The organism is Vibrio sp. Isolate25 (genome assembly GCF_022398025.1).
GTDB classification, from domain to species: domain Bacteria; phylum Pseudomonadota; class Gammaproteobacteria; order Enterobacterales; family Vibrionaceae; genus Vibrio; species Vibrio coralliilyticus_A.
The window spans coordinates 1-24200 of record NZ_JAKEUT010000024.1 but is presented as its reverse complement, the minus strand read 5'-3'; the positions used below and the strand labels follow the sequence as shown (position 1 = coordinate 24200).

Annotated in this window: 18 protein-coding genes, 1 pseudogene and 1 riboswitch; of the genes and pseudogenes, 11 read left to right on the top strand and 8 right to left on the bottom strand. The window is 45.6% G+C overall.

The annotated features are described in order from the left end of the window. Together L1D15_RS21680 and L1D15_RS21675 are read right to left on the bottom strand one after the other, a co-directional pair. A pseudogene (locus L1D15_RS21680) lies at window positions 1-143 on the bottom strand (IS4 family transposase); the annotation flags it as partial. A gap of 123 nt (window positions 144-266) precedes the next feature. Then, window positions 267-2492 (bottom strand): NADP-dependent isocitrate dehydrogenase, encoded by a 2226-nt coding sequence (locus L1D15_RS21675; RefSeq protein WP_239877013.1) that lies wholly within the window; start codon window positions 2490-2492, stop codon window positions 267-269. Between the two features lie 307 nt (window positions 2493-2799). Between L1D15_RS21675 and L1D15_RS21670 the strand changes: the two genes are divergently transcribed. Beyond that, window positions 2800-3492, top strand: a complete 693-nt coding sequence (locus tag L1D15_RS21670; RefSeq protein ID WP_239877012.1) for a pseudouridine synthase — start codon at window positions 2800-2802, stop codon at window positions 3490-3492. Window positions 3493-3571: 79 nt separating this feature from the next. On the opposite strand, the gene aspS is transcribed toward L1D15_RS21670, so the two are convergent. Further along, entirely contained in the window at window positions 3572-5350 is a 1779-nt protein-coding gene (gene aspS, locus L1D15_RS21665) for an aspartate--tRNA ligase (RefSeq protein ID WP_006962888.1), read from the bottom strand. Window positions 5351-5625: 275 nt separating this feature from the next. Here aspS and L1D15_RS21660 point away from each other — a divergent pair, with 275 nt between their 5' ends. From L1D15_RS21660 to L1D15_RS21635, 6 genes are all read left to right on the top strand, one after another. Continuing rightward, on the top strand, window positions 5626-6492 hold the full coding sequence (locus tag L1D15_RS21660; protein WP_239865732.1) for a DUF72 domain-containing protein: 867 nt from the start codon (window positions 5626-5628) through the stop codon (window positions 6490-6492). Window positions 6493-6585: 93 nt separating this feature from the next. After that, window positions 6586-7323, top strand: a complete 738-nt coding sequence (gene cmoA / locus L1D15_RS21655; protein WP_239865730.1) for a carboxy-S-adenosyl-L-methionine synthase CmoA — start codon at window positions 6586-6588, stop codon at window positions 7321-7323. A 64-nt stretch (window positions 7324-7387) separates the two neighbouring features. Continuing rightward, complete coding sequence (gene cmoB / locus L1D15_RS21650) at window positions 7388-8362, top strand: tRNA 5-methoxyuridine(34)/uridine 5-oxyacetic acid(34) synthase CmoB (RefSeq protein ID WP_239865728.1); 975 nt, start codon at window positions 7388-7390, stop codon at window positions 8360-8362. Between the two features lie 225 nt (window positions 8363-8587). Beyond that, window positions 8588-9334: an ATP-dependent zinc protease gene (locus tag L1D15_RS21645; RefSeq protein ID WP_239838254.1), complete on the top strand. Its 747-nt coding sequence runs from the start codon at window positions 8588-8590 to the stop codon at window positions 9332-9334. A gap of 8 nt (window positions 9335-9342) precedes the next feature. Continuing rightward, on the top strand, window positions 9343-10848 hold the full coding sequence (locus L1D15_RS21640) for an inactive transglutaminase family protein (RefSeq protein ID WP_239865727.1): 1506 nt from the start codon (window positions 9343-9345) through the stop codon (window positions 10846-10848). A 4-nt stretch (window positions 10849-10852) separates the two neighbouring features. Continuing rightward, window positions 10853-11833, top strand: a complete 981-nt coding sequence (locus L1D15_RS21635; RefSeq protein ID WP_239838252.1) for an alpha-L-glutamate ligase-like protein — start codon at window positions 10853-10855, stop codon at window positions 11831-11833. Between the two features lie 113 nt (window positions 11834-11946). Here the strand turns inward: L1D15_RS21635 and mukB are convergent, their stop codons facing one another. The 4 genes from mukB to cmoM are packed head-to-tail and all read right to left on the bottom strand — an operon-like array spanning window position 11947 to window position 19244. After that, window positions 11947-16407 (bottom strand): chromosome partition protein MukB, encoded by a 4461-nt coding sequence (gene mukB / locus L1D15_RS21630; protein WP_239877011.1) that lies wholly within the window; start codon window positions 16405-16407, stop codon window positions 11947-11949. Next, the gene (mukE, locus tag L1D15_RS21625) at window positions 16404-17132 is read right to left on the bottom strand and encodes a chromosome partition protein MukE (RefSeq protein WP_006962903.1); all 729 of its coding nucleotides are present in this window, start codon (window positions 17130-17132) and stop codon (window positions 16404-16406) included. The genes mukB and mukE overlap by 4 nt, the downstream gene beginning before the upstream one ends. Further along, on the bottom strand, window positions 17113-18450 hold the full coding sequence (mukF, locus tag L1D15_RS21620; protein WP_239877010.1) for a chromosome partition protein MukF: 1338 nt from the start codon (window positions 18448-18450) through the stop codon (window positions 17113-17115). Before mukF ends, mukE begins: the two co-directional genes overlap by 20 nt. A gap of 2 nt (window positions 18451-18452) precedes the next feature. Beyond that, the gene (cmoM, locus tag L1D15_RS21615) at window positions 18453-19244 is read right to left on the bottom strand and encodes a tRNA uridine 5-oxyacetic acid(34) methyltransferase CmoM (RefSeq protein WP_239877009.1); all 792 of its coding nucleotides are present in this window, start codon (window positions 19242-19244) and stop codon (window positions 18453-18455) included. Window positions 19245-19358: 114 nt separating this feature from the next. Here cmoM and elyC point away from each other — a divergent pair, with 114 nt between their 5' ends. Beyond that, entirely contained in the window at window positions 19359-20162 is an 804-nt protein-coding gene (elyC, locus tag L1D15_RS21610; RefSeq protein WP_239838248.1) for an envelope biogenesis factor ElyC, read from the top strand. 53 nt (window positions 20163-20215) lie between these two features. On the opposite strand, the gene torR is transcribed toward elyC, so the two are convergent. Further along, window positions 20216-20929: a two-component system response regulator TorR gene (gene torR / locus L1D15_RS21605; RefSeq protein ID WP_239865723.1), complete on the bottom strand. Its 714-nt coding sequence runs from the start codon at window positions 20927-20929 to the stop codon at window positions 20216-20218. A gap of 237 nt (window positions 20930-21166) precedes the next feature. On the opposite strand from torR, the gene torD reads away from it, so the two are divergent. The 3 genes from torD to L1D15_RS21590 all read left to right on the top strand — a co-directional run bounded on the left by torD (window position 21167) and on the right by L1D15_RS21590 (window position 24048). Next, window positions 21167-21814 (top strand): molecular chaperone TorD, encoded by a 648-nt coding sequence (torD, locus tag L1D15_RS21600; protein ID WP_239877008.1) that lies wholly within the window; start codon window positions 21167-21169, stop codon window positions 21812-21814. A 216-nt stretch (window positions 21815-22030) separates the two neighbouring features. Further along, entirely contained in the window at window positions 22031-23038 is a 1008-nt protein-coding gene (purR, locus tag L1D15_RS21595; RefSeq protein WP_239865720.1) for an HTH-type transcriptional repressor PurR, read from the top strand. 145 nt (window positions 23039-23183) lie between these two features. Continuing rightward, window positions 23184-23270, top strand: a riboswitch (cyclic di-GMP riboswitch). Between the two features lie 184 nt (window positions 23271-23454). Beyond that, window positions 23455-24048, top strand: coding sequence for a TfoX/Sxy family DNA transformation protein (locus L1D15_RS21590; protein WP_239838244.1), 594 nt, complete (start codon window positions 23455-23457; stop codon window positions 24046-24048). The last annotated feature ends 152 nt before the right edge of the window (window positions 24049-24200 follow it).

Below are 24200 nucleotides of genomic sequence, written 5' to 3'. Positions count from 1 at the left end.
CGTCGACGGATAGTCGCTTTATCGGACAGTGAGGCTGCTTTAGCTACCCACGCATCGGGAATGTGTTCAGAAAAGGTGGTGAGTTGGGCAACATCAACAGGGTTTTCTTCAAGGAAGTCGGCAAAGAAGTGTTGAATAGACATAAAAAAATCGGAAACCTATAAACAGATTTCCGATTGTCTCTCATCAGAAGGATCGGTCAACCGATCCTTATCTGATCTACATTGCGCCAATTGGCGGGTTTTTTTATTTTTTTAATCAACGAATTAGCGATTGATAATAGCGTTTAGTGTTGCGCTTGGGCGCATCAGAGTTGATGCTTTCTCAAACTCAGGAGCATAGTAACCACCCAGTTCACCAGCAACACCTTGTGCCCCATTAAGCTCAGCGACAATAGTATCTTCGTTAGAAGACAATGCTTCGGCTATAGGAGCAAATTCTGCTGCCAAGTCTGCATCTGTTGTTTGTGATGCGAGAGCTTGCGCCCAGTAGGTCGCTAGGTAGTAATGACTACCGCGGTTATCTAACTCACCCACTTTACGCGAAGGAGACTTGTTGTTATCTAAGAACTCACCTGTTGCCTTGTCTAGTGCATCTGCCAATACTTGAGCTTTCGCATTACCAGTAACAGTGCTTAGGTGCTCTAGAGACGCCGCGAGCGCTAGGAATTCACCCAAAGAATCCCAACGTAGGTGGTTCTCTTTCTCAACCTGTTGAACGTGCTTAGGCGCAGAACCACCCGCTCCAGTTTCAAACAGACCGCCACCATTCATCAGTGGCACGATTGAGAGCATTTTGGCTGACGTGCCAAGCTCTAGAATCGGGAATAAATCCGTTAAGTAGTCACGCAATACGTTACCTGTAACAGAAATCGTATCCTTACCTTCTTTGATACGCTCTAGAGAGAACTTACATGCATCGAGTGGTGCTAGGATCTTGATTTCTAGACCTGATGTATCGTGGTTAGGCAGGTAAGCTTTCACCTTCTTGATCAGCTGAGCATCATGTGCTCGATTTTCGTCTAGCCAGAATACTGCAGGAACACCCGTTGCGCGAGCACGTGTTACCGCCAGTTTCACCCAGTCTTGAATCGGTGCGTCTTTCACCTGACACATACGGAAGATATCGCCTTCTTCCACAGCTTGCTCAAGCAATACTGCTCCAGCAGTGTCAACCACTCGAACTGTACCCGCTTGGTCAAGAATGAAAGTCTTATCGTGCGAACCGTATTCTTCCGCTTTTTGAGCCATTAGGCCTACGTTTGGCACGCTACCCATGGTCGTTGGATCAAACGCTCCATGTTCTTTACAGAAATCAATCACCGCTTGATAAATGCTTGCGTAGCTACGATCAGGGATCATCGCTTTGGTGTCTTTCTGCTTACCATCTGGGCCCCACATTTGTCCTGAAGAACGCAGCATAGCAGGCATAGAAGCATCAACAATGATATCGCTTGGCACATGAAGGTTAGTGATTCCACGATCAGAGTCAACCATTGCTAGTGGCGGTTGAGTTTCGTACACAGCCTGTAGTGCCGTTTCGATTTCTTCTTTTTGAGCTGCAGGTAGAGAGGCGATCTTAGCGTAAACATCACCAATACCGTTGTTTACATCAACACCCAATTGTTCAAATACGTCACCGTACTTAGCAAATACGTCTTTGTAGTAAACCTTAACAGCATGGCCAAAAATCACTGGGTCCGACACTTTCATCATGGTTGCTTTCATGTGCAGCGATAAAAGAACGTCTTTCTCTTTTGCGTCAGCAATTTCTTTTTCAAAGAAATCAACTAGCGCTTTTTTCTTCATTACTGCGCAATCTATGATTTCCTGATCTTGCAGAGCAAATGGTGCTTTCAGCTCTTTCACAGAACCATCAGCAGCAGCAAATTCGATTTTAACTTCGGTCGCACCATCCACCGTGTGAGACTTTTCACTACCAAAGAAATCACTATCTGACATGCTTGATACATGCGACTTAGAGTCTTTCGACCATGCGCCCATTGAATGTGGATTTTTCTTGGCGTAATTCTTAACTGACTGAGGGGCACGACGATCTGAGTTACCTTCACGTAGTACAGGGTTTACTGCACTGCCTTTAATTTTGTCGTAAGTCGCTTTAATAGCTTCTTCTTCATAAGTGCTTGGCTCTTCAGGGTAGTTAGGCAGATTGTAGCCTTTGTCCTGAAGTTCTTTGATTGCTGCTTTAAGCTGTGGGATAGAAGCAGAAATATTCGGCAATTTAATGATGTTAGCCTCTGGCGTCTTTGCCAGCTCACCCAGCTCCGATAGAGCGTCACCAATGCGTTGTTCTTCAGTCAAATGCTCTGGGAAGTTTGCAATAATACGCCCAGCTAGAGAGATATCACGAGTATCAACATCAATACCAGATGAAGCCGTGAAAGACTGAATGATTGGTAGCAGTGAATACGTTGCTAGTGCAGGAGCTTCATCAGTGATGGTGTAAATAATTGTAGGTTTTTCTGTAGGCATGAAATTTCCCTATTGTTCTTACAAAGTCCGTCGGATGAACGGCTTTGGGTTGTGTGTCCGCTAACAAGTTTGATTTGTCATCCCCTCACTTGTTGCGATTTTATTGTCTCTTTTGTTTTTTCCTTACGTTTTTTGTTTGAAGCGTAAGATCCATGAGAACTGTACTTTTATAATTAAACAAAATCGGAGGAATAGTCTATTATCTTGTGCACCAATCCTGTTTTCGGGCGCGCACATCATAGCCTAAAATGGGTGGCTTTGAAAATTTTCGCCCACACTTCGTTTACATTTTTGCAAGGTAGTTAACATGTCAACACGCTCACGCCGTGAGTCCTCCTCGCCCTCTTCACGTTCACATAAGCCCGGTTTTAAACGCCCAGCTTCGACCTATAAAACCAAACATCATTCATCAAAGAACCGTAAAAAGCCGGCGAGTACTAAGCCTAAAATAGCCCCTGAAGATCGCAAGGTGATCGTGTTTAATAAACCTTTCGATACTTTGAGCCAATTTACTGATGGCGAAGGCCGAAAAACACTCGCTGACTTTATCCCAGTAAAAGATGTCTATGCCGCTGGAAGATTAGACAGAGATAGCGAAGGCCTAATGGTACTGACTAATGATGGCATACTGCAGGCCAAGCTGACTCAACCAAAATCTAAGTCACCGAAAACGTATTGGGTGCAAGTTGACGGCGCACCATCAGAGTCTGATCTCGATAAGTTGAGGAAGGGTGTTGAGCTTAAAGATGGCATGACTCTACCAGCAAAAGTTGAAGTGATGGCAGAGCCCAGTGTATGGGAACGTAACCCTCCTGTTCGCTTTAGGGCCAATATTCCGACCACTTGGCTGGCAATCACCATTATCGAAGGAAGAAACCGTCAGGTTCGCCGCATGACCGCTAATATTGGCTTCCCAACCCTACGTCTAATTCGATATTCAATGGGCGATATTAAGCTAGGTGAATTACAGCCAGGTGAATGGAAAGAAATCCTGATCTAATTGCAGCCACTGTGACTCCGAACATACAAAAACGGCGCTTCAATTGAAGCGCCGTTTACATTCACTATCAGCGAAAAGCTTATTCTGCGTCTTTCTCTTTTGCAGCCGTTACTGCAATCGCAAGCTCTTCCAGTGCTGCTGGGTTTGCAACACTTGGTGCATCGGTAAGTAGACACGCCGCCGCTGTTGTTTTAGGGAACGCGATAACGTCACGGATGTTCTCTGTACCACATAACAGCATAACCAGACGGTCTAGACCGAATGCAAGCCCTGCATGAGGAGGCGTACCGAATTTCAGAGCGTCCAGTAGGAAGCCAAATTTAAGCTGCTGTTCCTCTGCATCGATACCAAGAATATCAAACACCGCTGCCTGCATTTCTGCGTTGTGAATACGAACAGAGCCACCACCAACTTCGTAGCCGTTGATAACCATATCGTAAGCATTTGAGTTCGCTGCTGCTGGGTTTGCTTTCAATTCTTCAGCATTCACACCTAATGGAGAAGTGAATGGGTGGTGCATTGCGTGCAGGTTGCCTTCATCGTCTTCTTCGAACATTGGGAAGTCAACAACCCATAGCGGAGCCCATGCGTTCTCGTCTGTTAGTTCAAGGTCTTTACCCAGTTTCAGACGCAGTGCACCCATTGCTTCTGCAACTGTGTTCGCTTTATCTGCACCGAATAGAATGATGTCGCCAGATTCAGCTTGAGTGCGATCCAGAATACCGTTAATCACATCTTCATTTAGGAATTTAGCCACTGGAGATTGGATACCTTCCATACCTGCAGCGCGGTCGTTAACCTTCATCCATGCAAGACCTTTCGCACCGTAGATGCCAACGAATTCACCGTAGCCATCAATCTGCTTACGAGTTAGAGAAGCGCCACCCGGTACGCGAATTACCGCAACACGACCTTTCTCATCGTTTGCAGGGCCAGAGAATACTTTGAACTCTACGTCTTTCACTAGGTCAGCAACGTCGACTAGCTCTAGTGGGTTACGTAGATCTGGCTTGTCAGAACCGAAACGACGAATCGCTTCAGAGAAAGGCATCACTGGGAATTGTCCTAGGTCTACGTTTAGTAGCTCTTGCCACATATCGCGAACCATTTTCTCGGTCGTAGCACGAACTTCATCAGCCGTCATGAAAGACGTTTCGATATCGATCTGAGTGAATTCTGGTTGACGATCAGCACGTAAGTCTTCATCACGGAAACACTTAACGATTTGGTAGTAACGGTCAAAACCAGACATCATTAGCAGCTGTTTGAATAGCTGTGGAGACTGAGGAAGCGCGTAGAACGAACCTTTGTGAACGCGGCTTGGTACTAAGTAGTCACGTGCGCCTTCTGGCGTCGCTTTAGTTAGAACTGGCGTTTCAATGTCTAGGAAACCATTGTCATCTAGGAAACGACGAACAAAGCTAGACGCTTTAGCACGTAGCTTGATGCGATCGCTCATTTCAGGGCGGCGAAGGTCTAGATAGCGATACTTTAGACGCTGCTCTTCAGAGTTCTTTTGATTGAAATCTAGTGGCAGAACGTCCGCACGGTTGATGATTTCAAGACCTTTCGCGATGATCTCAACTTCACCCGTTGCCATATCTTTGTTTACTTGGCTATCTGGGCGAACACGAACTTCGCCAGTTAGCTTGATACAGAATTCATTACGAAGTGTGTTAGCTACTTCATACGCATCTGCCATATCTGGATCAACAACTACCTGAACGACGCCTTCACGATCTCGCATATCGATAAAAATAAGACCGCCTAAATCACGACGACGGTTAACCCAACCGCAAAGTTCTACAGTTTGTCCTGCAAGGGACTTGTTCAGGTGACCACAGTAATGGGTACGCATAATGAATTTCCCAATCTCTTTAAATTTGTTAATTACTCGATATCAGCGTTTTCCTAGCTGATAGCGCAAAGATCCATTTATACGCTGAAAGTCATTCAAAATCGACTACTCAGAATACAATTTATTGCTATTTATCCGGTTTTGATGCTTTTTAGCGCAATAAAAGAGCAAAACCACATCAATCAGAAAAAATTGGCGCTGATTATAGCTCGAAAGTATCACTCTCTTCAAAACTCTCGTAAAGTATCTAGCAAAACAGTCAAAGACATTTAGATATGAACGAATTACCTCTTCGACTTGGTCTCACCATGTGGTCACATAACAACTGGCAACAAAGCTTTTATGGCAGTGGGACCAAACCAGCTGAAAGGTTAGAAAAATACGCCCAAGTTTTTCATACTGTTGAGGGTAATACGACGTTTTACGCCACTCCGAGTGTGTCGACAGTTCAGAACTGGCGAGCTGCGACGCATGATGATTTCAAGTTCACTTTTAAGCTGCCTAAAGCGATCACTCACCAACAAATGCTACGAGGCAGCAAAGGGCCACTCAACGAGTTCATGCAAATCATGGCACCTCTGCATGACCGCATTGGCCAGTGGACCATTCAGTTACCAGCTGCTTTTGGCCCCGAACATCTAAATGATCTGCAAAGGTTCTGCGATTTATTCCCACCCAACTTCCCTATTGGCGTTGAAGTTCGACATCCTGCTTTTTTCGCCAAAGGTGAAGAAGAACGTCAATTAAACCAGTGGCTGTACGAGAAAGGCTACGACCGGATTATCATGGATAGCCGCCCTGTGTTTGCAGCAAAACCGGACAATGAAGCCATCATCGACGCACAGCAAAAGAAACCTAAAGTCCCAGTGCACGCCATCGCCACAGCCTCACACCCCATGATTCGCTTTATCGGTCATCCAACGGAGTCTGAAAACTACGCTTTTTTCACCCCTTGGCTGAAAAAGCTACCAGAGTGGATAGCCGAAGGTAAACAACCTTATGTAATGATTCATACCGCCGACAATATTATTGCGCCAGAACTTGCGGGTAATTTGTACAAAATGCTGCAAAACACTACTCAATTGCCTGACTTATCAGCATTCCCGGCCAACGATGGCAATTCGCAGTTACAGATGTTCTGAGTAGAATTGTCTCAACACATGACACGGGCGCGATTTTCTCATAAAATACGCGCCTTTTTTGATGCGACTGCGACACTTGTCAGAGAATCGATTATGAACCCTAAGAGCAATCCAGATACGATGTTTTCCGCTCCTATCGATAAAATAGGAGACTTCACGTTTGATGAACGTGTTGCAGAAGTCTTTCCTGATATGATTCAGCGATCTGTCCCTGGATACAGCAACATCATCTCTGCTATTGGTATGTTGGCCGAAAGGTTCGTTAAACCGCATTCGAATATTTACGATCTTGGCTGCTCACTCGGCGCCGCAACCTTATCCATGCGTCGTCATATTCAGCAGGAAGGTTGCCAAATCATTGCAGTCGATAACTCGTCTGCCATGGTTGAGCGCTGCAAGCTGCACATCAATGCTTACCGCAGCGATACACCTGTGGATGTGGTAGAAGCAGACATTCGCAATATTGAAATCCAAAACGCTTCTGTCGTAGTACTTAACTTCACCCTACAATTTCTCTCGCCACAAGACAGATATACTTTACTTGAGAAGATCTACGCAGGCCTTCGCCCCGGTGGGATATTGATTCTCTCGGAAAAATATGTGTTCGAAGACCCAGTCTCGAATGAGCTGCTTATTGACCTTCACCATGACTTTAAACGTGCGAATGGGTACAGCGAACTCGAGATCAGTCAAAAGCGCAGTGCGATTGAAAACGTCATGCGCCCTGACTCGAAAAAAGAACACAAAGAACGCTTTGCCGAAATCGGTTTTAGTAGCTTCGATGTCTGGTTCCAATGTTTCAACTTTGGTTCAATGTTCGCTATAAAGTAGCAAAAATGAGTCGTTTGCTCAGCATATTGAGCTAAATTGTTTAATTTATTATCAGTGAAAAACTATGTTTAACTTTGCCAATTTTTATCAGTTAATTGCCACGGATACGCGCCTCCAGCCATGGCTTAATGTTTTACCTCAGCAACTAACCGATTGGCAAAACGCAGAACATGGTGATTTTAGTCGCTGGCTAAAAGCACTCAACAAGATTCCCGAAGGCTCTCCAGATCAGGTTGATTTGAAGAACTCAGTTACCATTGCCAACGATACACCCTTTCACGATGGTGAGCTGAAAAAGCTAGAAAGTCTGCTTCGTACGTTCCACCCTTGGCGTAAAGGCCCATATCATCTACACGGTATTCACATTGATACAGAGTGGCGCAGTGACTGGAAATGGGATCGAGTCCTACCGCATATCTCACCACTTAAGAACCGTAGTGTTCTCGATGTAGGCTGTGGTAATGGCTATCACATGTGGCGCATGTTGGGCGAAGATGCCCGCTTGTGTGTTGGTATTGACCCGTCCCACCTATTCCTGATCCAGTTTGAAGCGGTGCGTAAATTAATGGGCAACAATCAGCGTGCGCACCTTTTACCATTAGGAATTGAGCAGCTACCAAAGCTAGAAGCGTTCGATACCGTATTTAGCATGGGAGTACTTTATCATCGACGCTCCCCGCTCGATCACCTTATTCAACTCAAAGATCAGCTTATCGCCGGGGGAGAGCTTGTTTTAGAAACCTTAGTCATTGAGGGAGATGAAACGTCGGTTTTAGTACCTGTTGATAGATATGCTCAGATGCGAAATGTGTACTTTTTCCCATCGGCCAAAGCACTCAAAGTATGGCTTGAGCAAGTTGGGTTCGAGGACGTACGTATCGTCGATGAAAATATCACATCCGTTGATGAACAGCGTACCACAGACTGGATGACTCACAATTCTCTACCCGACTATCTCGACCAGAATGATCCAAGAAAAACGGTCGAAGGTCACCCTGCACCACGCCGAGCCATCCTAGTCGCGAAAAAACCTAATTAAGACTAATTCTTGACAGATTCCTAACTTTTTAGGTCGGGCAAATACTTAATCTGAAACTTAAAAGACTCTAAAATTTAGGATGCTCACTGCATCCTATTTTTTGCAGTGTATCACTAATCGTTACTCGATCCGGCTTGCGTTGGCAATGTGCCTTGTGAGCTGGGCTAGGAATGTTCTAAACTCCTAATTTTTTATAAACAACTTACATCTCATGCAGGATTCTCAATGTTTACCAAGTTGACTCCGGTCATTTCAATTGCGTTACTTTCAGGCTGCACACTTATTAACGGTGAGCAATACCATCAAGAAACCCTTGCAGCAATCCAATCTTCAGAAATAAGCCTCACGCAAAAATTTACTCACCTAGAGCAACAGGTGAGTAGTCAAGCCCAACACATTGAAAGCCTACAAACCAAGATCGATTCGTTAGATAAAGAACTGCTCAAATTTAAAACAGAGACTATGGCTGAAATGAAGAGAAGCCGTGACCCAGTCATCACTTCGACCTCACTTCAAGCTACACCGCCTCCTTCCCAAGAGTTGTTGCTAGGCGCAATCGAACGAGTCACTATCGATTCAATTAAGCAGACTTTTGACAGCCGAATCGATACCGGAGCTGAAACCTCTTCTTTAAATGCAGTCGATATCGAACAATTTGAACGCAATGGAAAAAACTGGGTGCGTTTCCATTTATCTGATGGTGTGACCCCATTGGATGATACGAACTGGATTGAAGCTCCAATTATTCGCTTCGTAAAAATACGCCAAGCCACAAATGATGAGATGGAGCGCAGAGCTGTGGTCGAATTGTGGGTAAGATTGGGCAAGATTCACGAAAAAACACAGTTCACTTTGGCAGATCGTTCACAAATGACCCATCCTGTGTTACTGGGTCGTGAATTTATCCGAGATATTGCAGTGGTGGATGTCAGCAAGAAGTACATCCAAACGGAAATTGAACAAAAACAATAAGGTAGTTTATGACGTCTAAAGTCCCCTTTTACATATCGGTCATCCTGCTGATTATTGCAGGCATCGCTTTAAGCCTGTTCAGACATCAGACTTACGGCGTTCCTTGGACTCCAGGAGAAACCCGCCAAATTTGGGATATTGAAGCTCGTATTGAGTTCAATGCTCAAGCTAAACCGGTTAAGGCGTCGTTAGCCGCCCCTCATACTCAAAACGGATTCACGCTCATTAGTGAGTCATCGTCATCTCCTGGCTATGGCGTTTCATATGTCAACACCGAAACAGGGCGGCGTGCGGAGTGGTCTATTCGTCATGCAGTGGGAGCTCAAACAATCTACTACAAAGCCCAGTTTCTTGTTGACCCACAAGCAAAAGTAGAACCGCTCAAACCCAATCAAGACATCATCCCGCCAACATTTGATGGCCCAACAGAAGCCGCTGCCGTTTCGCTCATTGAACGTGCTAACAAGCGCTCCGCCGATGATATTACCTTTACCCGTGAGCTGATTAAAACCCTTAACGATTCAGACAACCAAAACGCTGCACTTTTGCTAAACAATATGTCTAAAGTGGATGCGGTCGATAAGATTCTCGCTTATGCCAAAGTTCCAAGCAAAGCAGTAGGTGTCATTGAACTCGAAGATGGCCGTCGACGTCAGACAATCCAGCAAATGAACCAAGTATGGGATGGTAAAGAATGGCAACTCTTCAATCCCGAAAATGCGAACCAGGTCATCGCTGAAAACATCCTTGTATGGGATGAGTCAAACGTCTCGCTGCTTGACATCATTGGTGGCCAAAATAGCCAAGTCCACTTCTCTATGATTGCCCAAGAAGTTTCTCCAAAGCAGGCAACTCTCGATAAAGTTGAAGCGGACGGGCTACTGAACTTCTCTATTCACAGTCTGCCACTTGAAGAGCAAGCGATGTTTAAAACCATCATGCTGATCCCGATTGGGGCTCTGATCGTCGTCTTTTTGCGTGTCATCATTGGCTTGAAAACCTCTGGTACTTTCATGCCTGTTTTGATTGCAGTTGCTTTTGTTCAAACTCAGCTTGTGACTGGTATTGTGGGTTTCTTATTAATTGTGGGGACTGGTCTCGTCATTCGCAGTTATCTCTCAAGGCTTAACTTGCTTCTGGTCGCAAGAATTTCTGCTGTAATTATCACTGTTATCATGATCATCTCCGTGTTCACAGTTGTGGCGTTTAAAATTGGTTTAACAGAAGGCCTATCGATTACCTTCTTCCCAATGATCATCCTTTCGTGGACCATCGAGCGAATGTCAATACTATGGGAAGAAGAAGGTGCTAAAGAGGTGGTGCTTCAAGGTGGTGGTTCATTGGCTACCGCAGTTCTGGTTTATCTCGCGATGACCAACACGTACATTCAGCATCTAACCTTCAACTTTATCGGCCTTCAGCTGATTGTGTTAGCAGGTATCCTACTGCTTGGTACTTACACCGGCTACCGCCTAACGGAGCTACGTCGTTTTAAACCACTAGCGGAGGACTAAAACGATGCTGACACGTTTAACTTCGCAGTTTACATCGCCAAATAAGCTTCGTCATAAGGGGATTATGGGCATGAACCAACGTAACCACAGTTACATTGGTCGCTACAATGATCGCTCTAAATATCCACTGGTGGATGACAAACTGAAAACAAAAATCATTGCTGAAGCGGCAGGAGCTACAGTACCTAAGTTGATTGGTGTGATTCGCAATCAAGCGGAAGTGAAAACCATCCACAACATGGTTAAAGACTGGCCTGGCTTTGTTATTAAACCCGCTCAAGGTAGCGGGGGAAAAGGCATTTTGGTAGTAACCTCACATGAAAACGGGGTTTACACTAAGCCTTCTGGTTCAACGATCAATAAAGAAGATGTTGAGCGTCATATCAGTAATGCATTGGCTGGTCTGTTCTCTCTCGGTGGTAAAAATGACGTTGCCGTCGTAGAAAACTTAATTAAGTTCGACGACTGCTTCAATGGCTTTAGCTATGAGGGCGTGCCTGATGTGAGAATCATCGTATTTAAAGGCTATCCAGTGATGGCGATGATGCGCTGTTCAACTGCCGCTTCCGATGGTAAAGCAAACCTTCACCAAGGTGCCGTGGGTGTCGGTATCGATATCGCCACCGGTAAGGCGATCCGTGCTGTTCAGTTTGACCAACCTATCACTCATCACCCCGACACTGATAAAGATCTCTCTACTCTTCAAGTCCCGCATTGGGAGCGACTCTTAGTGCTGGCCTCTAGCGCATGGGAAATGACGGGGCTTGGCTACATGGGGACTGACATGGTGTTGGATAAAGAAGAAGGCCCAATGGTCTTAGAGCTCAACGCCCGACCTGGCTTAGCAATACAAATTGCCAATGGTGCAGGGTTGTTGCCACGTTTGCACCATATCGAAAGCATTGGCGCTCCAAGGGTATACCCTAGTGCGGAAGAACGCGTGGCTTACGCTGCCAAACAATTTGGCTCTACCGCTCAGTTCTAATCACATCAATTATTAAAAAGCCTGCTTGGCATCACAAGCAGGCTTTTTTATGTACGATATGTGCTGGAGTGATAAAAGAAAGGCGACTTTACCGCCGCCTTTATGAGTATCTATTACAGCTCTTCAATCAGCTCCTGAGCTTCTGACTTATTCTGCTCTGCTTGTCCAAAACCTCGTAGACCAACCACATGCACATGCTCATGGTCTTTAAATACCTTACGAACAAGCTTATAAGTGGTGCCCTTTTCTGGGCTGATATTCTCTGGCGCGGCAATCAGAAGTTGCATATCGAGACGGTCACACAACTCAAATAAGGTCGAAATCGACTTGGCATCTAAGCGCGCAGCTTCATCCAAGAACAACAGACGACAAGGAACAATATCTTTGCTACGCAGTCGGCGAGATTCTTCTTCCCAGCTCTGAACGACCATAAGAAGAATAGACTGGCCGGTACCGATCGCTTCACCCGTCGACAGAGCGCCTGATTCAGCTTGTAACCAGCCGTCTGAACCACGGCAGACTTCCACACTCAACTCAAGGTAGTTACGGTAGTCCAGCAGTTCCTCACCCAGAACTTGCGGGCTACGTTGCCCCATATCGATATGTGGGTTAACACGCTGGAACAACTTCGCCATTGCCTCTGAAAAGGTATAGCGAGAGGTTTCAAAAAGATCCTTATGCTGTTCTTGCTGTGTCGCTAAACCATGAAGCAAAATTTCGTGACTTTCACGTATCTTCACATTCAAGCGAACGCCTTTCACTTGACCAAAGGCAATATTCGATAATCCTTGGTTAAGCATGCGGATACGGTTTTGCTCACGCTGGATCGTTTTCTTGATGATACTAGCCACAGATTCAGAACTGATTGCCAGACGATTTTCACGTTGCGTCAGCTCCTCGGTCAATCGAGCAAGCTCCACTTCCATCTCTTCAATCGCCTCAACGGGATCATCGGTGTGGATGATATCCTGACGAATACGTTCACGAAGATGCTGATATACTGCGATATAGAACAGCACTTTGCGCTCAGGTCGTGCATTGTCTTCAGACAGACGCAATGCATCACGTAAGTCCTCGTTATCGGCAACCGCCAGACGCAATGCACCCAACGATTTATCTGACATCGAACGTAACTCATCCGCTGACATGTACGCCAGTTCACGCTTGTGCAAGCGACGCTCAACATCATTTTCACGTGCTAAGCGCAGTACGGAACACCAACCTGCTTTCGCTGCAACCACAAAGGTGCGCAGCTCAATGTATTCTTTCTGAACCTTCTTAAGACGTTTGGCCAGACCTTTCATTTCCAGCTCAGTCGACGTGATGGTACGCTCGTATTCACTCTTACGACTGCGTGACGTATGCAGACGTTCCTGCAACTCGTCTCGACGACGCATGGCGCGCTCTTGTGCGCCTTCATCTGCAGTAACACCGAACTCTTGAAGCTCTTGCTTAAATTCTTGAACCGTTTCCTGCTTAGCCTGATGAGAACTCTTCAAGGAAGCCAATACCTGATTGTATTGGTTCATTTGCCCTTGCGCCTGTTTCAGCTCATCACGAGAGCGAGTACGCAGCCTCTCCGCTTCAACAAGTTTAGTTTTGAGTTGCTCACTCAATTCACTGCTCTTATTAAGCAGATCAACGGAGTCTGAATAGGCGAAGTAGTGGCGACGCTCCACCAAGTCAGACAATGCAAAGATCTGCTTCTTCAGTTCCTGTAACTGAACATCCGCGGCCTTATATTCGGCTTCCAGCGCATCGAATTGCTCAGGGTCGGCTTCAAGTGCTGAGGCAATTTTTTCCAGTTCAGCGACTGTTTTCGCGTGGCTGCTCAAAAATGCTTTTGCTTCAGACAGCTGAGCGATTTTTTCTTCAAGCTCTTCGAAACGCAGTGTCAGTGAATCATCTTCAATCAGCGCCATCATCGGTGCTAATTTATCAAGCGAGGACAACGCCTGCTTACTCGCTAACAATTGAGAGCGTTGCTGCTGCTCTTTGGCGTCTAAGTCTGCTAGCACACGAGACACCTGAGTGCGTTTGTCACGCACAATCATCAAAGCCTGCTCAGGATCGGCCTCAAAAGCAACCTGGATGTGCTTGGCAACAAAGTTGTTGAATGCCTGATATAGACGCTGAAGTTTTTGCGAATCAAACGCAGCTTTCGCATGCTGCTCTACCACTTCTTCGCGCTCATTACGTAGCAGCTCTAAACGTTGTTCACGCGCGGCACGACCAAACAGAGGAATTTCTGGAAAACGTGAGTAACGCATCTGGCGATCATTCATGCGAACACAAACCGCCCCTTCCAGTTCTTCCGCATCGAATGAGCTGTCATCAAAGGCATCGATATCACCTTCAATGATGTAAAGGTCTTCAGGACAATCGTCTAACTCAACCAGCTTTTCTTCAATACCCGTTAAGTCAGAAACCACAATCGCATGACGAGATGGACCATACATCGCACTGAAATAAGGCGCATCGTCAATGGTAATATCGTCATAGATCTCTGAAAGCAGCACACCACCTAATGTGTCAGCTAAGCCTTTCAGACGAGGATCATTGGAGCCACCCGGTGACGCTAACCGCTCAATTTCACTCTCTAAATGAGTACGGCGCTCTGCGAGCTTTTCTTTGGCCAATGACTGTTGCTTTTCTTGCTCAAGTACGATTTGCATTTGAGACATGACAGCCTGACTGTCATACAAGTCAGCCCCGCTCTGCTCCTTGAGCGCTTCCAGAGCATCATGAGCAGCAATCCAAGTCGGTGCGATGGCTTCTAATTTCTTTATTTCCGCCGCAGCCTCTTGTTCGAGACGGCGCTGTTCACTGCGCTGCTCGCGAACCTCTTCTTGAGCCATCTCAAGCGATTCAACCTGCATCGCATGACGTTCACGCTCCTGCTCAAAGGTTAACTCATCAACGAGCTCTGCATGATGTTGCTTCTGATACGCGTCGACTAACTCACGAGCCTGACGTTGTTGATTGAGATTACGTTCTAGATCTCTGTGCTGCGCTCGCCATTGTTGTTCATTTTGTGCAATTTGCTCAGCATCCCGCGCTTGACGAATCGACTGCTTTGCAACTTCAGCAGCATTTTTACGCTCCACTGAGTCGCCAACAATCTTACGAACCAAGGTAAGCGCCGTCTCAAACTGCTCAACGGCAGCTGAAGACATATCCAGTTTGTGCTTCACCGACAGCAAAGCTGCCGTGCTTTCTGACTCCTGATTTTTCAGTTCAGACACCAAAGCGTGCGCGCGATCAGCAGTAAGGTCATCATCCTCCAGCAAGGTTTTGGCTTTCTCAAGCGCTTGAACTGCTTGTTGGTATTGAAGTGCACGGGTTTGCTGAACATCTAATGCTTGCTGATAATCCGCTAACTGAGTCTTAAGGCTGTCTACCTCTTCTTCCGCAACCGTCGCTTGCTCTTCCATCATCAGAACACGTTCTTGCGCTTCTTCAACGACCATCAACTGTTCTTCAAGTCGTTCGCTCAGCTCTTCAAGATCTTCTTGGTAGCGCTCGATCTTTTCCTGCTGACGCAACGCATTCTGGACAAGCTGTAAGTGGTCGGAAGCCGCTTGATAATCCTGCTCTAGGGCAGATTCAGACTCCACCAGCAGTTCAAGCTCTTCTTGAACGCGATTAAGTAAATTGTTTTGCTCAACCAGTGTTTCACGCGAACCAAACAGTTCAGAGCGAAGAGATAGAGTCTGCTCAAGCTTGTTACGACGATCGTTTGCATGGCGCATGTAGTCAGCCGCCACGTAATTTGTCGATTCGGTGATCAGATGTTTAAACAGGTCTCGATCTGCTTGAGTGGTTTTGATCGCTTCAAGCGTCATGCGGTTTTCACGCAACGCCGATTCCATGTCTTGGAAAGCTTTCTTTACTCCGCCATTCTGAGGCAGTAGGTAATCGCGTAATGAGCGAGTAATCGCACTCGAAATACCACCGTACAGCGACGCTTCAATCAAGCGATAGAACTTAGAACGGTCACTAGAGTTACGCAACTTCTTAGGAATCACGCCAAATTCAAACATTTGTGCGTGGTATTCGACGATGGAATTGAAAGTCTTAAGCTGAACACCTTCGTGTTGCGCGACTGACTCTTTGATTTCGTTGATCTGACGAACACGCGCCTGAGTCGCAGAAACACTTTCAATCAGAATATCCGTCGGCTTCACACTGCTTGGCAGCCCTTGAATCACGAACGGTTTGATATCCACTTTCTTATCGCGACCCGCGACTTGCTGCAGCTTCACTGCAAACAGTAAGCGTTGATTACGTGAGTTCACAACATCCAGTGCCGCATAACAGGCACCTGGTTGCAATTTACCGTAGAGGCCTTTGTCACGTGAAGACTGGCTACTGCCCGCCTCGGTCGTATTTCGGAAATGCAGCAGCGTTTGGTCAGGTATCAAGGCTGTAATGAATGCCGCCATTGTGGTTGATTTACCTGCACCGTTACCCCCAGATAACGTGGTAACTAAGCCATCAATGTCAAAGGTTCGTGCAAAGAAGCCGTTCCAGTTGACCATGGTCAGCGATTGATATTTACCTCTTTCAATCATGCTTCACCTTCTTCTAATTTTTCTGATTGAGATGACTCATCACCTTGTTCTGATTCTGCCAGTAAGCTGCCTTGGCTTGGCTCTTTGGTATGCACTACAGCTTCACCATCACGGATCAAGCGTAACTGTGCTTCGCGCATGTCGTCACCCACACGGACATCAGCACCAAAGCGGAATACCGACTCACTGATACTAAATTTACCGGTTTCACCTATGTTGATGATCATGCCTAGGCGGCGTAAACGGCGCAAAGAAGTGCGGACTTTTTCAAACAGTTTTTCTTTATCTAAATCTGAACCAGTCGCGCGGTTGGTGACCAGCTTCATCAGCTTTTTCTCATCAGATAAAGCCAACAGCTCTTCATACAGTTCCTGATTGGTAAAGATTCCCTCGTGAGCTAGACGCTCTGGGCTTAGGTAGAGGAAACACAACACCTTGCCCACCAACATGTCGAGCTCAGACAGCACACTACGGTTAATCAGAGACGTTGAACGCGGGCGAAGATAAAAGAAGCCTTCCGGTGCTTTCACCAATTCAGTGTTGTAACGCTGGTAAAATGAAGACAACTCAACTTCAAAGTCAGACAGCAGCGCGTGATTGTCGAGATCTTCGGTAGAAATATGACGTCCGGCACGAAGCATGCTGTCTAGCGCCGGGAAAAGTGGATTTGAAATCGCTTTTGCCAGATTTTCTGACATGTAATCATTAGTATCGGTCGATGACATTTGCTTGTACCTTTGCTCCGTATTCGTTAATTGCCTGCCAGTCTGGCTGAATCGCTTGATAATCCGATTCGGAGTAACCCAGACGTACGGCTTGATCAATGACGATACGAGCTAAATCGAAATGATGAGTGCGCGGATGCTGTGCTAGATAGTCGCGTAATACGGCTCCAAGATGGATAGCTGTACCCTGCTCTTTATGTACTTTGAGCATGTCACCTATACGCTCAGAAAGCTCATCATTCACTTGTTGGAATTCTTCATACTCCACTTCCAGAGGCACTTGTCCGGTCACTTCGTCATCTCGAAGAACCAGTGCTTCATCGCGGAGATCGACTAACCTTTCTGCATCGGCATAAGTGAGATACCAAGGTGTGTCGAAGTAGTCTTTGACTGACTGACGCAAACGCGTGCTGAAGGCACGGTTCTTATCCATGTCAATTGCGGTGCGGATAAACTTATGGACGTGTCTGTCGTATCCAATCCATAAATCAATCGCTTGTTGGCCCCAGCTTGTGATGCGATCTAGTTTCATCTGTAAGCCAAACAAAGCCTCCTCAATAAATTCCAGTTCATCTTGTCCGTAAACAATTTCCTGAATATCAAGGATTTGAGTTTGTAGCTCGTCACTAGCGGCTTGTAACGTATCTTGCAGTTCTCGTAACGTACTAGACGTTTCAGATAACAACTCTTCACAGTTATTGATCGCTTCACGCCAATCTTTGTTAAGCAGCTCTGCAATTTGTATTTTGACGGATTGTTGCTGCTCATCCATAACACGTTGGTTGAGATCAATTTGATCGAATATCTCACCCACAGAATATTTGAGCACACCATAAACATTCTTTTTCCAGTGCCCCGGCGTTCCGCCTTGCTGAGCAGATTCAATCGCTTTCGCCATTTCATCCGCCACCATCGACAATTGAATAGAGAGGCGTAATTTAGAAAACTCACGATGGCGAACATAATAGTCCGTAATCCCAATCGCGAGCGGCGACAAGCGATAAATGCTCGCGCCATCGTTCACTTCACTGGTAAAACGGCTAATCAGCCTCTGCTTTACCATCTCATTAATTGCGTTGTTAGCCCGGAAAGCAGACGCTTCTCCGGTATCCTCAAATAATCGAGTGACGATAGTAAATGCGTCGTGCAATTCACCTTCACCCAATTCTTCATCAAACCTCTCATTGCTAAGCACTGCAATAGCGATGAGAAATGCGAGACGTTCAGTCGGCAGGTTTAATGAGAAATCGTGCTGCTTTACCCAGCCAACCAATTCATCAATGGGTTGCTCAGCAGCGTTGAGAGTCATCTCACTCATTATTATTCCTGTTCTTCTTTCTTTTTGGCCCATACATGTATGTATCGGCCTAGCGAGAGGTAGGGCTCTTGTCGACACAGCTGTCGCTCAAGTTCCACGACATCTTCTGTCTTATAGTCGCCCATGTATTCTCTGTTTCCGATATAGTCACTGAAACAGCGAATACCAGCTTTGCCACAGATTTCAAAGCCAGCGTCTTCAATCCACTTATAGACCTCTTCTGGTTTAAGCCCTTTCTGCGGCTGTAACTTAAATCGTTTTCGATGCGGCATGCCCTCTAATACATGAGGAATATTTCCGCACACGACATTCTTGTAGACCAGACCATGATGGTTGTAGAACATGATGGAAGCCGCGCCCCCCGGTTTCACCTGCTCAAGCACCGTTTCTAAAGCGGGCTTAGGGTCTGCCAACCACTCCATCACAGCATGGAAAATGACCACATCAACGGACTTTTCCAGATGCTCTGCAATGTTCTGGACTGGCGAATGAATCAAGCGATACTGCTCAAGCAAGCCATTTTTTTCAATATCCTGCTTTGCTAGTTGCAGCATTTCCAAAGATAGATCACATAAAGCGACTCGATGTCCGAGTTTAGCCAGCTTTTGCGACATTTGTGCTAATCCGCCACCAGCATCCAGCACATCAAGACTTTTCCTGCTACCATTAACCGCACATAGTAGTTGTTCAAGTTCTTCCCAAACAATAACTTGGCGTATCTCTCCTTTGTCGGAGCCGTAGATGTTTTTTACAAATTTGTGGGCAATATCGTCGAAATTGCGGTCTTCAGTCACGGCGGCTTAGGTTATCATGTCGAATCGTGCTGCTATTCTGTCATAAGAAAGGCAGATATAAAGAGGGATTCTCTTAAATTAAAATCAATTGGTGTTTTTTCGGACTATTTAAGTATGTTTGAGCTGAAAAAAGTGGTGTCATCCCTTTTAATGCCTTTGCCAGCAATGCTGATCATAGGTTTTTTAGGCCTGATGCTGATTATGTTTACAAGGAAGCAAAAAACAGGCTGTTTTGTTGTTCTATTCTCTTTCATTGGTATTTTTCTCATTGCATTCCAGCCAGTTTCTTCTCGTCTCCTGATGCCACTTGAGCGTCAGTATTCTGCGTTTTTTCCGGTCGATGAGACGATCGATTATGTCATGGTGTTAGGTAGTGGCCACGTGGTGGACGACCGAATCCCTCCCACGTCTGAGTTAAGTCGCACCGGCCTGATGCGTCTGACGGAAGGGATACGCATCATGCGTATCTACCCAGGGTCTAAGCTGATTCTGTCAGGTTACGCAGGCGGTTCTGAAGTCAGTAATGCTCGTATGATGGCCAAAGTTGCGCTCGCATTAGGCGTTTCAAAGTCGGATATTATTCTGCTGGAAACTGCGAAGGATACTTGGGAAGAAGCAAGGCAAGCTGCTGCGTTTGTTAAGCGCAAAAAATTGGTCGTGGTCACTTCCGCCAGCCACATGAAACGTGCACTGAATGAATTCCATTCTGCCGGCCTTAAGCCTTACCCTGCGCCAACCAACTATTTGGCTCATGATAATGTCACTCAGGCGTGGGCTAAGTACACACCGAAAGCTGTCTATCTTGAGCAAACTGAGCGCTATTGGCATGAAACGCTGGGCCGCATCTGGCAATCGTTACGTGACTGGGCATCCGATTACGAAGAGAAAGCAGTACACGCTTCCGACAGTAACGTTTAATCAAATGAAAAATACCGAGGCATGCCTCGGTATTTTTTGCTTATCTGTTTAGGTCAATCACCTGCAAACATGTACCCTTCTCCATGTACCGTGACAAAAATCTGCGGGTTCTTGGGGTCAAATTCCATCTTAGCGCGCATACGTCTTATTAGAACATCAATGGTGCGATCATTCGGCGCATCAACTCGATGGCTAATCATATTCAAGATACGTTCTCGGCTCAGGACTTGATTTGGGTATGATGACAAAGCAACTAGCAATTCATATTCTGCTTTAGTCAGCTTCACTGGCTCACCATTTTTACTCAATGCTCGACGCTGCACATCAAAGGTCCACTCCGCAAAACGTACAATATTGCCATCATCTTTTTTCTGCTCACTCAGCTCACCAGCACTTCGTACTGCCGATATACGCCAAAGGAGGTTTTTAACCCGAACAAGCAGCTCTCGAAGTTCAAACGGTTTAGTGACGTAATCATCGGCCCCCATCTCAAGACCAACAATTTTATCAATGCTATCCGTACGTCCTGTAACGAGGATAATACCAATATCAGACTGACTGCGAAGCTCACGAGTGAGCATTAGCCCATCTTCACCAGGTAGGTTAATGTCAAGCATCACCAAATCAACCGCATGATTTTGCAGTGTATCGCGCATTTGCTCTCCACTTTCCGCTTCACTCACTTGGTAACCTTCATTCTGAAAGTAACCAACCAGTTTACTGCGAGTGGCGGCATCATCCTCTACAACTAATACGTGATAGCTCATTTACACCACTTAATTACATTTTGAAATTGTCTCTCATTCATTCTATTCATAATCAGTCACATTTCTAGCTTTTGACCGCTTTCAAACCAGAAAGGCGATGTTTTATTGATTCAAAACAAACCTCGCTTAGGCCATTAATAACTTTCCATTTTTGCACTCAATCTGAAACAACCGCCATTACCGCTATTCATTTTTATTCGTTAAACTGATAAATAGAATTTCCAGGAGTCTTAACCAATGCAAGAAATCAAAGCATTCAACGAAAAACGTGCTGAAATCTACTGGTGGTTATCCAGCCTGTTTGCCAAGGAGTTAACAGAGGAAAACCTCCAGCAGTATCACTCAGCAGAAATCCGTTCCTTTCTGACTGGGCTAGGAGAAAACCCTCATCTGAAGTCGGCCATAAACAAATTAGTCGATGCACTCAATCGTCTTATCGATCGCGAAGATGCCGAGCTCGAACTGGCCGCTGACTTCTGCGATTTGTTTCTAAAGTCAGACAAAGACTCGGCGCTACCCTACGCTTCCGTGTACATAGGCAAATCTGGGCTTCTCAATGATCAACCTGCAACAGACATGGAGCAGCTAATGGCCAAACACGGCATTGAAGTTGATAAAGCGCTGAATGAACCTGCGGATCACCTCGCGATTGAGCTCGACTTTTTAGGAAACTTGATTATCCGCTCCAACGAGTTAGAACAAGAACGCCACATGGAAGATGCTTTTATCGAGCAGGAACAGTTTATTCATAAACATCTTTTAAGTTGGCTTCCACAATTCACTAGAAAGTGCCAAGCTTTGGATGAATTTGGGTTTTACGCAGCAACAGCTTCATTACTGATTGCGTTTCTTGAACTTGATTGCACCTATCTTAAAGGTGAATAACCTTATTGTTAATCTGTGATTTAAAACTTATCACACCTTCGTTTTTTATTTGCTCTTCTTCTGTTTGCGGTCTAAAATCGTGACCGCAAACGATAAAAATGAACGAACTAGAGACAAACCGCTGAATAAAGCGGTTTTTGTGTTTCTGATACTTTCTGCCGAATTATTCTACACTCTGAATATACTTCCTGGCAGTCATCGACAGGACAGAACCTTATGGCCACTATTAAAGATGTGGCACGCCTAGCTGGCGTGTCAACTACAACAGTTTCTCACGTGATCAATAAGACGCGCTTTGTTGCTGAAGCAACACAAGAAAAAGTTATGGAAGCCGTTGCCGAATTGAATTATGCACCAAGCGCGGTCGCACGAAGCTTAAAATGTAACAGCACTAGAACTATCGGTATGCTTGTTACCCAATCGACCAACCTATTCTTTTCTGAAGTCATCGACGGCGTAGAAAGCTACTGTTACCGTCAGGGCTACACATTGATCCTGTGTAATACTGGTGGCATATACGAGAAACAGCGTGACTATATCCGTATGCTAGCGGAAAAGCGCGTAGACGGTATCCTCGTTATGTGTTCTGACCTCACAGAAGAATTAAGTGAGATGCTAGACCGCCATAAGGATATTCCAAAAGTGGTCATGGATTGGGGACCTGAAAGCTCTCAAGCCGATAAAATCATCGACAATTCAGAAGAAGGTGGCTACCTAGCGACTAAATATCTGATAGACAATGGCCACAAAGATATCGCTTGTCTGAGTGGTCACTTCGAAAAAGCTGCATGCCAAGAGCGCATCCAAGGTTTCCGACGAGCGATGGATGAAGCCAACCTCTCTGTCAACGAAAACTGGATTCTTGAAGGTAACTTCGAGTGTGATACCGCTGTACTGGCTGCCGATAAAATTGTCGCTATGGACAACAAACCAACTGCCGTATTTTGTTTCAACGATACCATGGCATTAGGTTTAATGAGTCGACTTCAGCAAAAAGGTATTCGTGTTCCTGAAGATATTTCTGTGATTGGATACGACAATATTGAACTTGCCGAGTACTTCTCACCACCACTAACCACAGTTCACCAACCTAAACGTCGCGTTGGTAAAAATGCGTTTGAAATTTTACTTGAGCGCATCAAAGACAAAGAACACGAGAAGCGTGTATTCGAAATGCACCCTGAGATCGTTGTGCGCGATACCGTATACAACTTAAACAAATAGCATTAGCTGTCATCCGACTGATAGCTCAATCTATTGGTCGGACATATCATTTTAAAGCAATTTACTTGAACCAAGATCACATTTGATCAATCAAGATGTGATACTTACCTCAAATTTTATTTATCCTTAAAATGTTCGACTAATGCCACGAACAGGGCAAACCACTTCGAAAGAGTGGGACGCAAAGCTTCCGGCCTGACTCAGGAGACTGAAAGGTAGCGGGGTTGCCGATGGGCAAAGATGCAAACGATCCGTATCGTTTAAAACAACACTCTATAATCTTTCTAGAACTCAGGGATTAGCGAGTGAATTTTATTTCGGTATGACACCTTACTGACACTTTATCTGCATTATTTTGCTAATCTCTCGGACCTGAATTTGGTGGCGTATAATAATATACACCGAGATAACACAGCATGGATAAACCAATACTTAAAGACTCGATGCGACTTTTTGATCAGCTTGGTCGTATAAAGTCACGTTCGATGTTCGGTGGATTCGGAATCTTCGCAGACGACACAATGTTCGCATTGGTAGTTAACGATAAACTCCATATCCGCGCCGACGACAAGCTGGCTAATCAATTCAAATCTGAAGGCTTAGAACCCTACGTTTATAAAAAACGAGGCTTTCCCGTCGTTACCAAATATTTTGCTTTAACGGATGATGTAGCTTCTTGCCCTACTCGTGCCCTTGCGTTGGCACAAAGTGCGTTGGCCATTGCCAAAAAAGAAAAAACATCGCAAGCGAAGACTCGACCAAATCGCCTCAAGGACTTACCTAACCTCCGCCTTGCAACCGAGCGAATGCTCAAGAAAGCAGGAATCGAGAGCGTCGAAAATCTAGAGGAAGCGGGCTCAGTAGAAGCGTTTAAAGCTATTCAGGCAACCCACTCAGCGGATGTATCACTCGAACTGCTCTGGGCTCTAGAAGGGGCTATCAATGGCAAACATTGGTCAGTCATTCCTCCTGAGCGCCGTCAGGAGTTAGTCAATAAACTCAATAGTTAAGTCGTGTCTAGTCCTAAAATAGGTTGACGCTTTTTTTATGAAGCCAGTAGGTAATCCCTGCTGGCTTTTTCATGCACTTCACTTGGAGTTTTCATCCCCAAGCTCATGTGCGGCCTCAAGTCGTTATATATCGATATCGACTCTTTTACTAA

Coding starts and splice junctions, on each gene's coding strand:
- L1D15_RS21675 (WP_239877013.1), bottom strand. CDS start 2,492: ATGCCTACAGAAAAACCTACAATTATTTACACCATCACTGATGAAGCT.
- L1D15_RS21670 (WP_239877012.1), top strand. CDS start 2,800: ATGTCAACACGCTCACGCCGTGAGTCCTCCTCGCCCTCTTCACGTTCA.
- aspS (WP_006962888.1), bottom strand. CDS start 5,350: ATGCGTACCCATTACTGTGGTCACCTGAACAAGTCCCTTGCAGGACAA.
- L1D15_RS21660 (WP_239865732.1), top strand. CDS start 5,626: ATGAACGAATTACCTCTTCGACTTGGTCTCACCATGTGGTCACATAAC.
- cmoA (WP_239865730.1), top strand. CDS start 6,586: ATGAACCCTAAGAGCAATCCAGATACGATGTTTTCCGCTCCTATCGAT.
- cmoB (WP_239865728.1), top strand. CDS start 7,388: ATGTTTAACTTTGCCAATTTTTATCAGTTAATTGCCACGGATACGCGC.
- L1D15_RS21645 (WP_239838254.1), top strand. CDS start 8,588: ATGTTTACCAAGTTGACTCCGGTCATTTCAATTGCGTTACTTTCAGGC.
- L1D15_RS21640 (WP_239865727.1), top strand. CDS start 9,343: ATGACGTCTAAAGTCCCCTTTTACATATCGGTCATCCTGCTGATTATT.
- L1D15_RS21635 (WP_239838252.1), top strand. CDS start 10,853: ATGCTGACACGTTTAACTTCGCAGTTTACATCGCCAAATAAGCTTCGT.
- mukB (WP_239877011.1), bottom strand. CDS start 16,407: ATGATTGAAAGAGGTAAATATCAATCGCTGACCATGGTCAACTGGAAC.
- mukE (WP_006962903.1), bottom strand. CDS start 17,132: ATGTCATCGACCGATACTAATGATTACATGTCAGAAAATCTGGCAAAA.
- mukF (WP_239877010.1), bottom strand. CDS start 18,450: ATGAGTGAGATGACTCTCAACGCTGCTGAGCAACCCATTGATGAATTG.
- elyC (WP_239838248.1), top strand. CDS start 19,359: ATGTTTGAGCTGAAAAAAGTGGTGTCATCCCTTTTAATGCCTTTGCCA.
- torR (WP_239865723.1), bottom strand. CDS start 20,929: ATGAGCTATCACGTATTAGTTGTAGAGGATGATGCCGCCACTCGCAGT.
- torD (WP_239877008.1), top strand. CDS start 21,167: ATGCAAGAAATCAAAGCATTCAACGAAAAACGTGCTGAAATCTACTGG.
- purR (WP_239865720.1), top strand. CDS start 22,031: ATGGCCACTATTAAAGATGTGGCACGCCTAGCTGGCGTGTCAACTACA.
- L1D15_RS21590 (WP_239838244.1), top strand. CDS start 23,455: ATGGATAAACCAATACTTAAAGACTCGATGCGACTTTTTGATCAGCTT.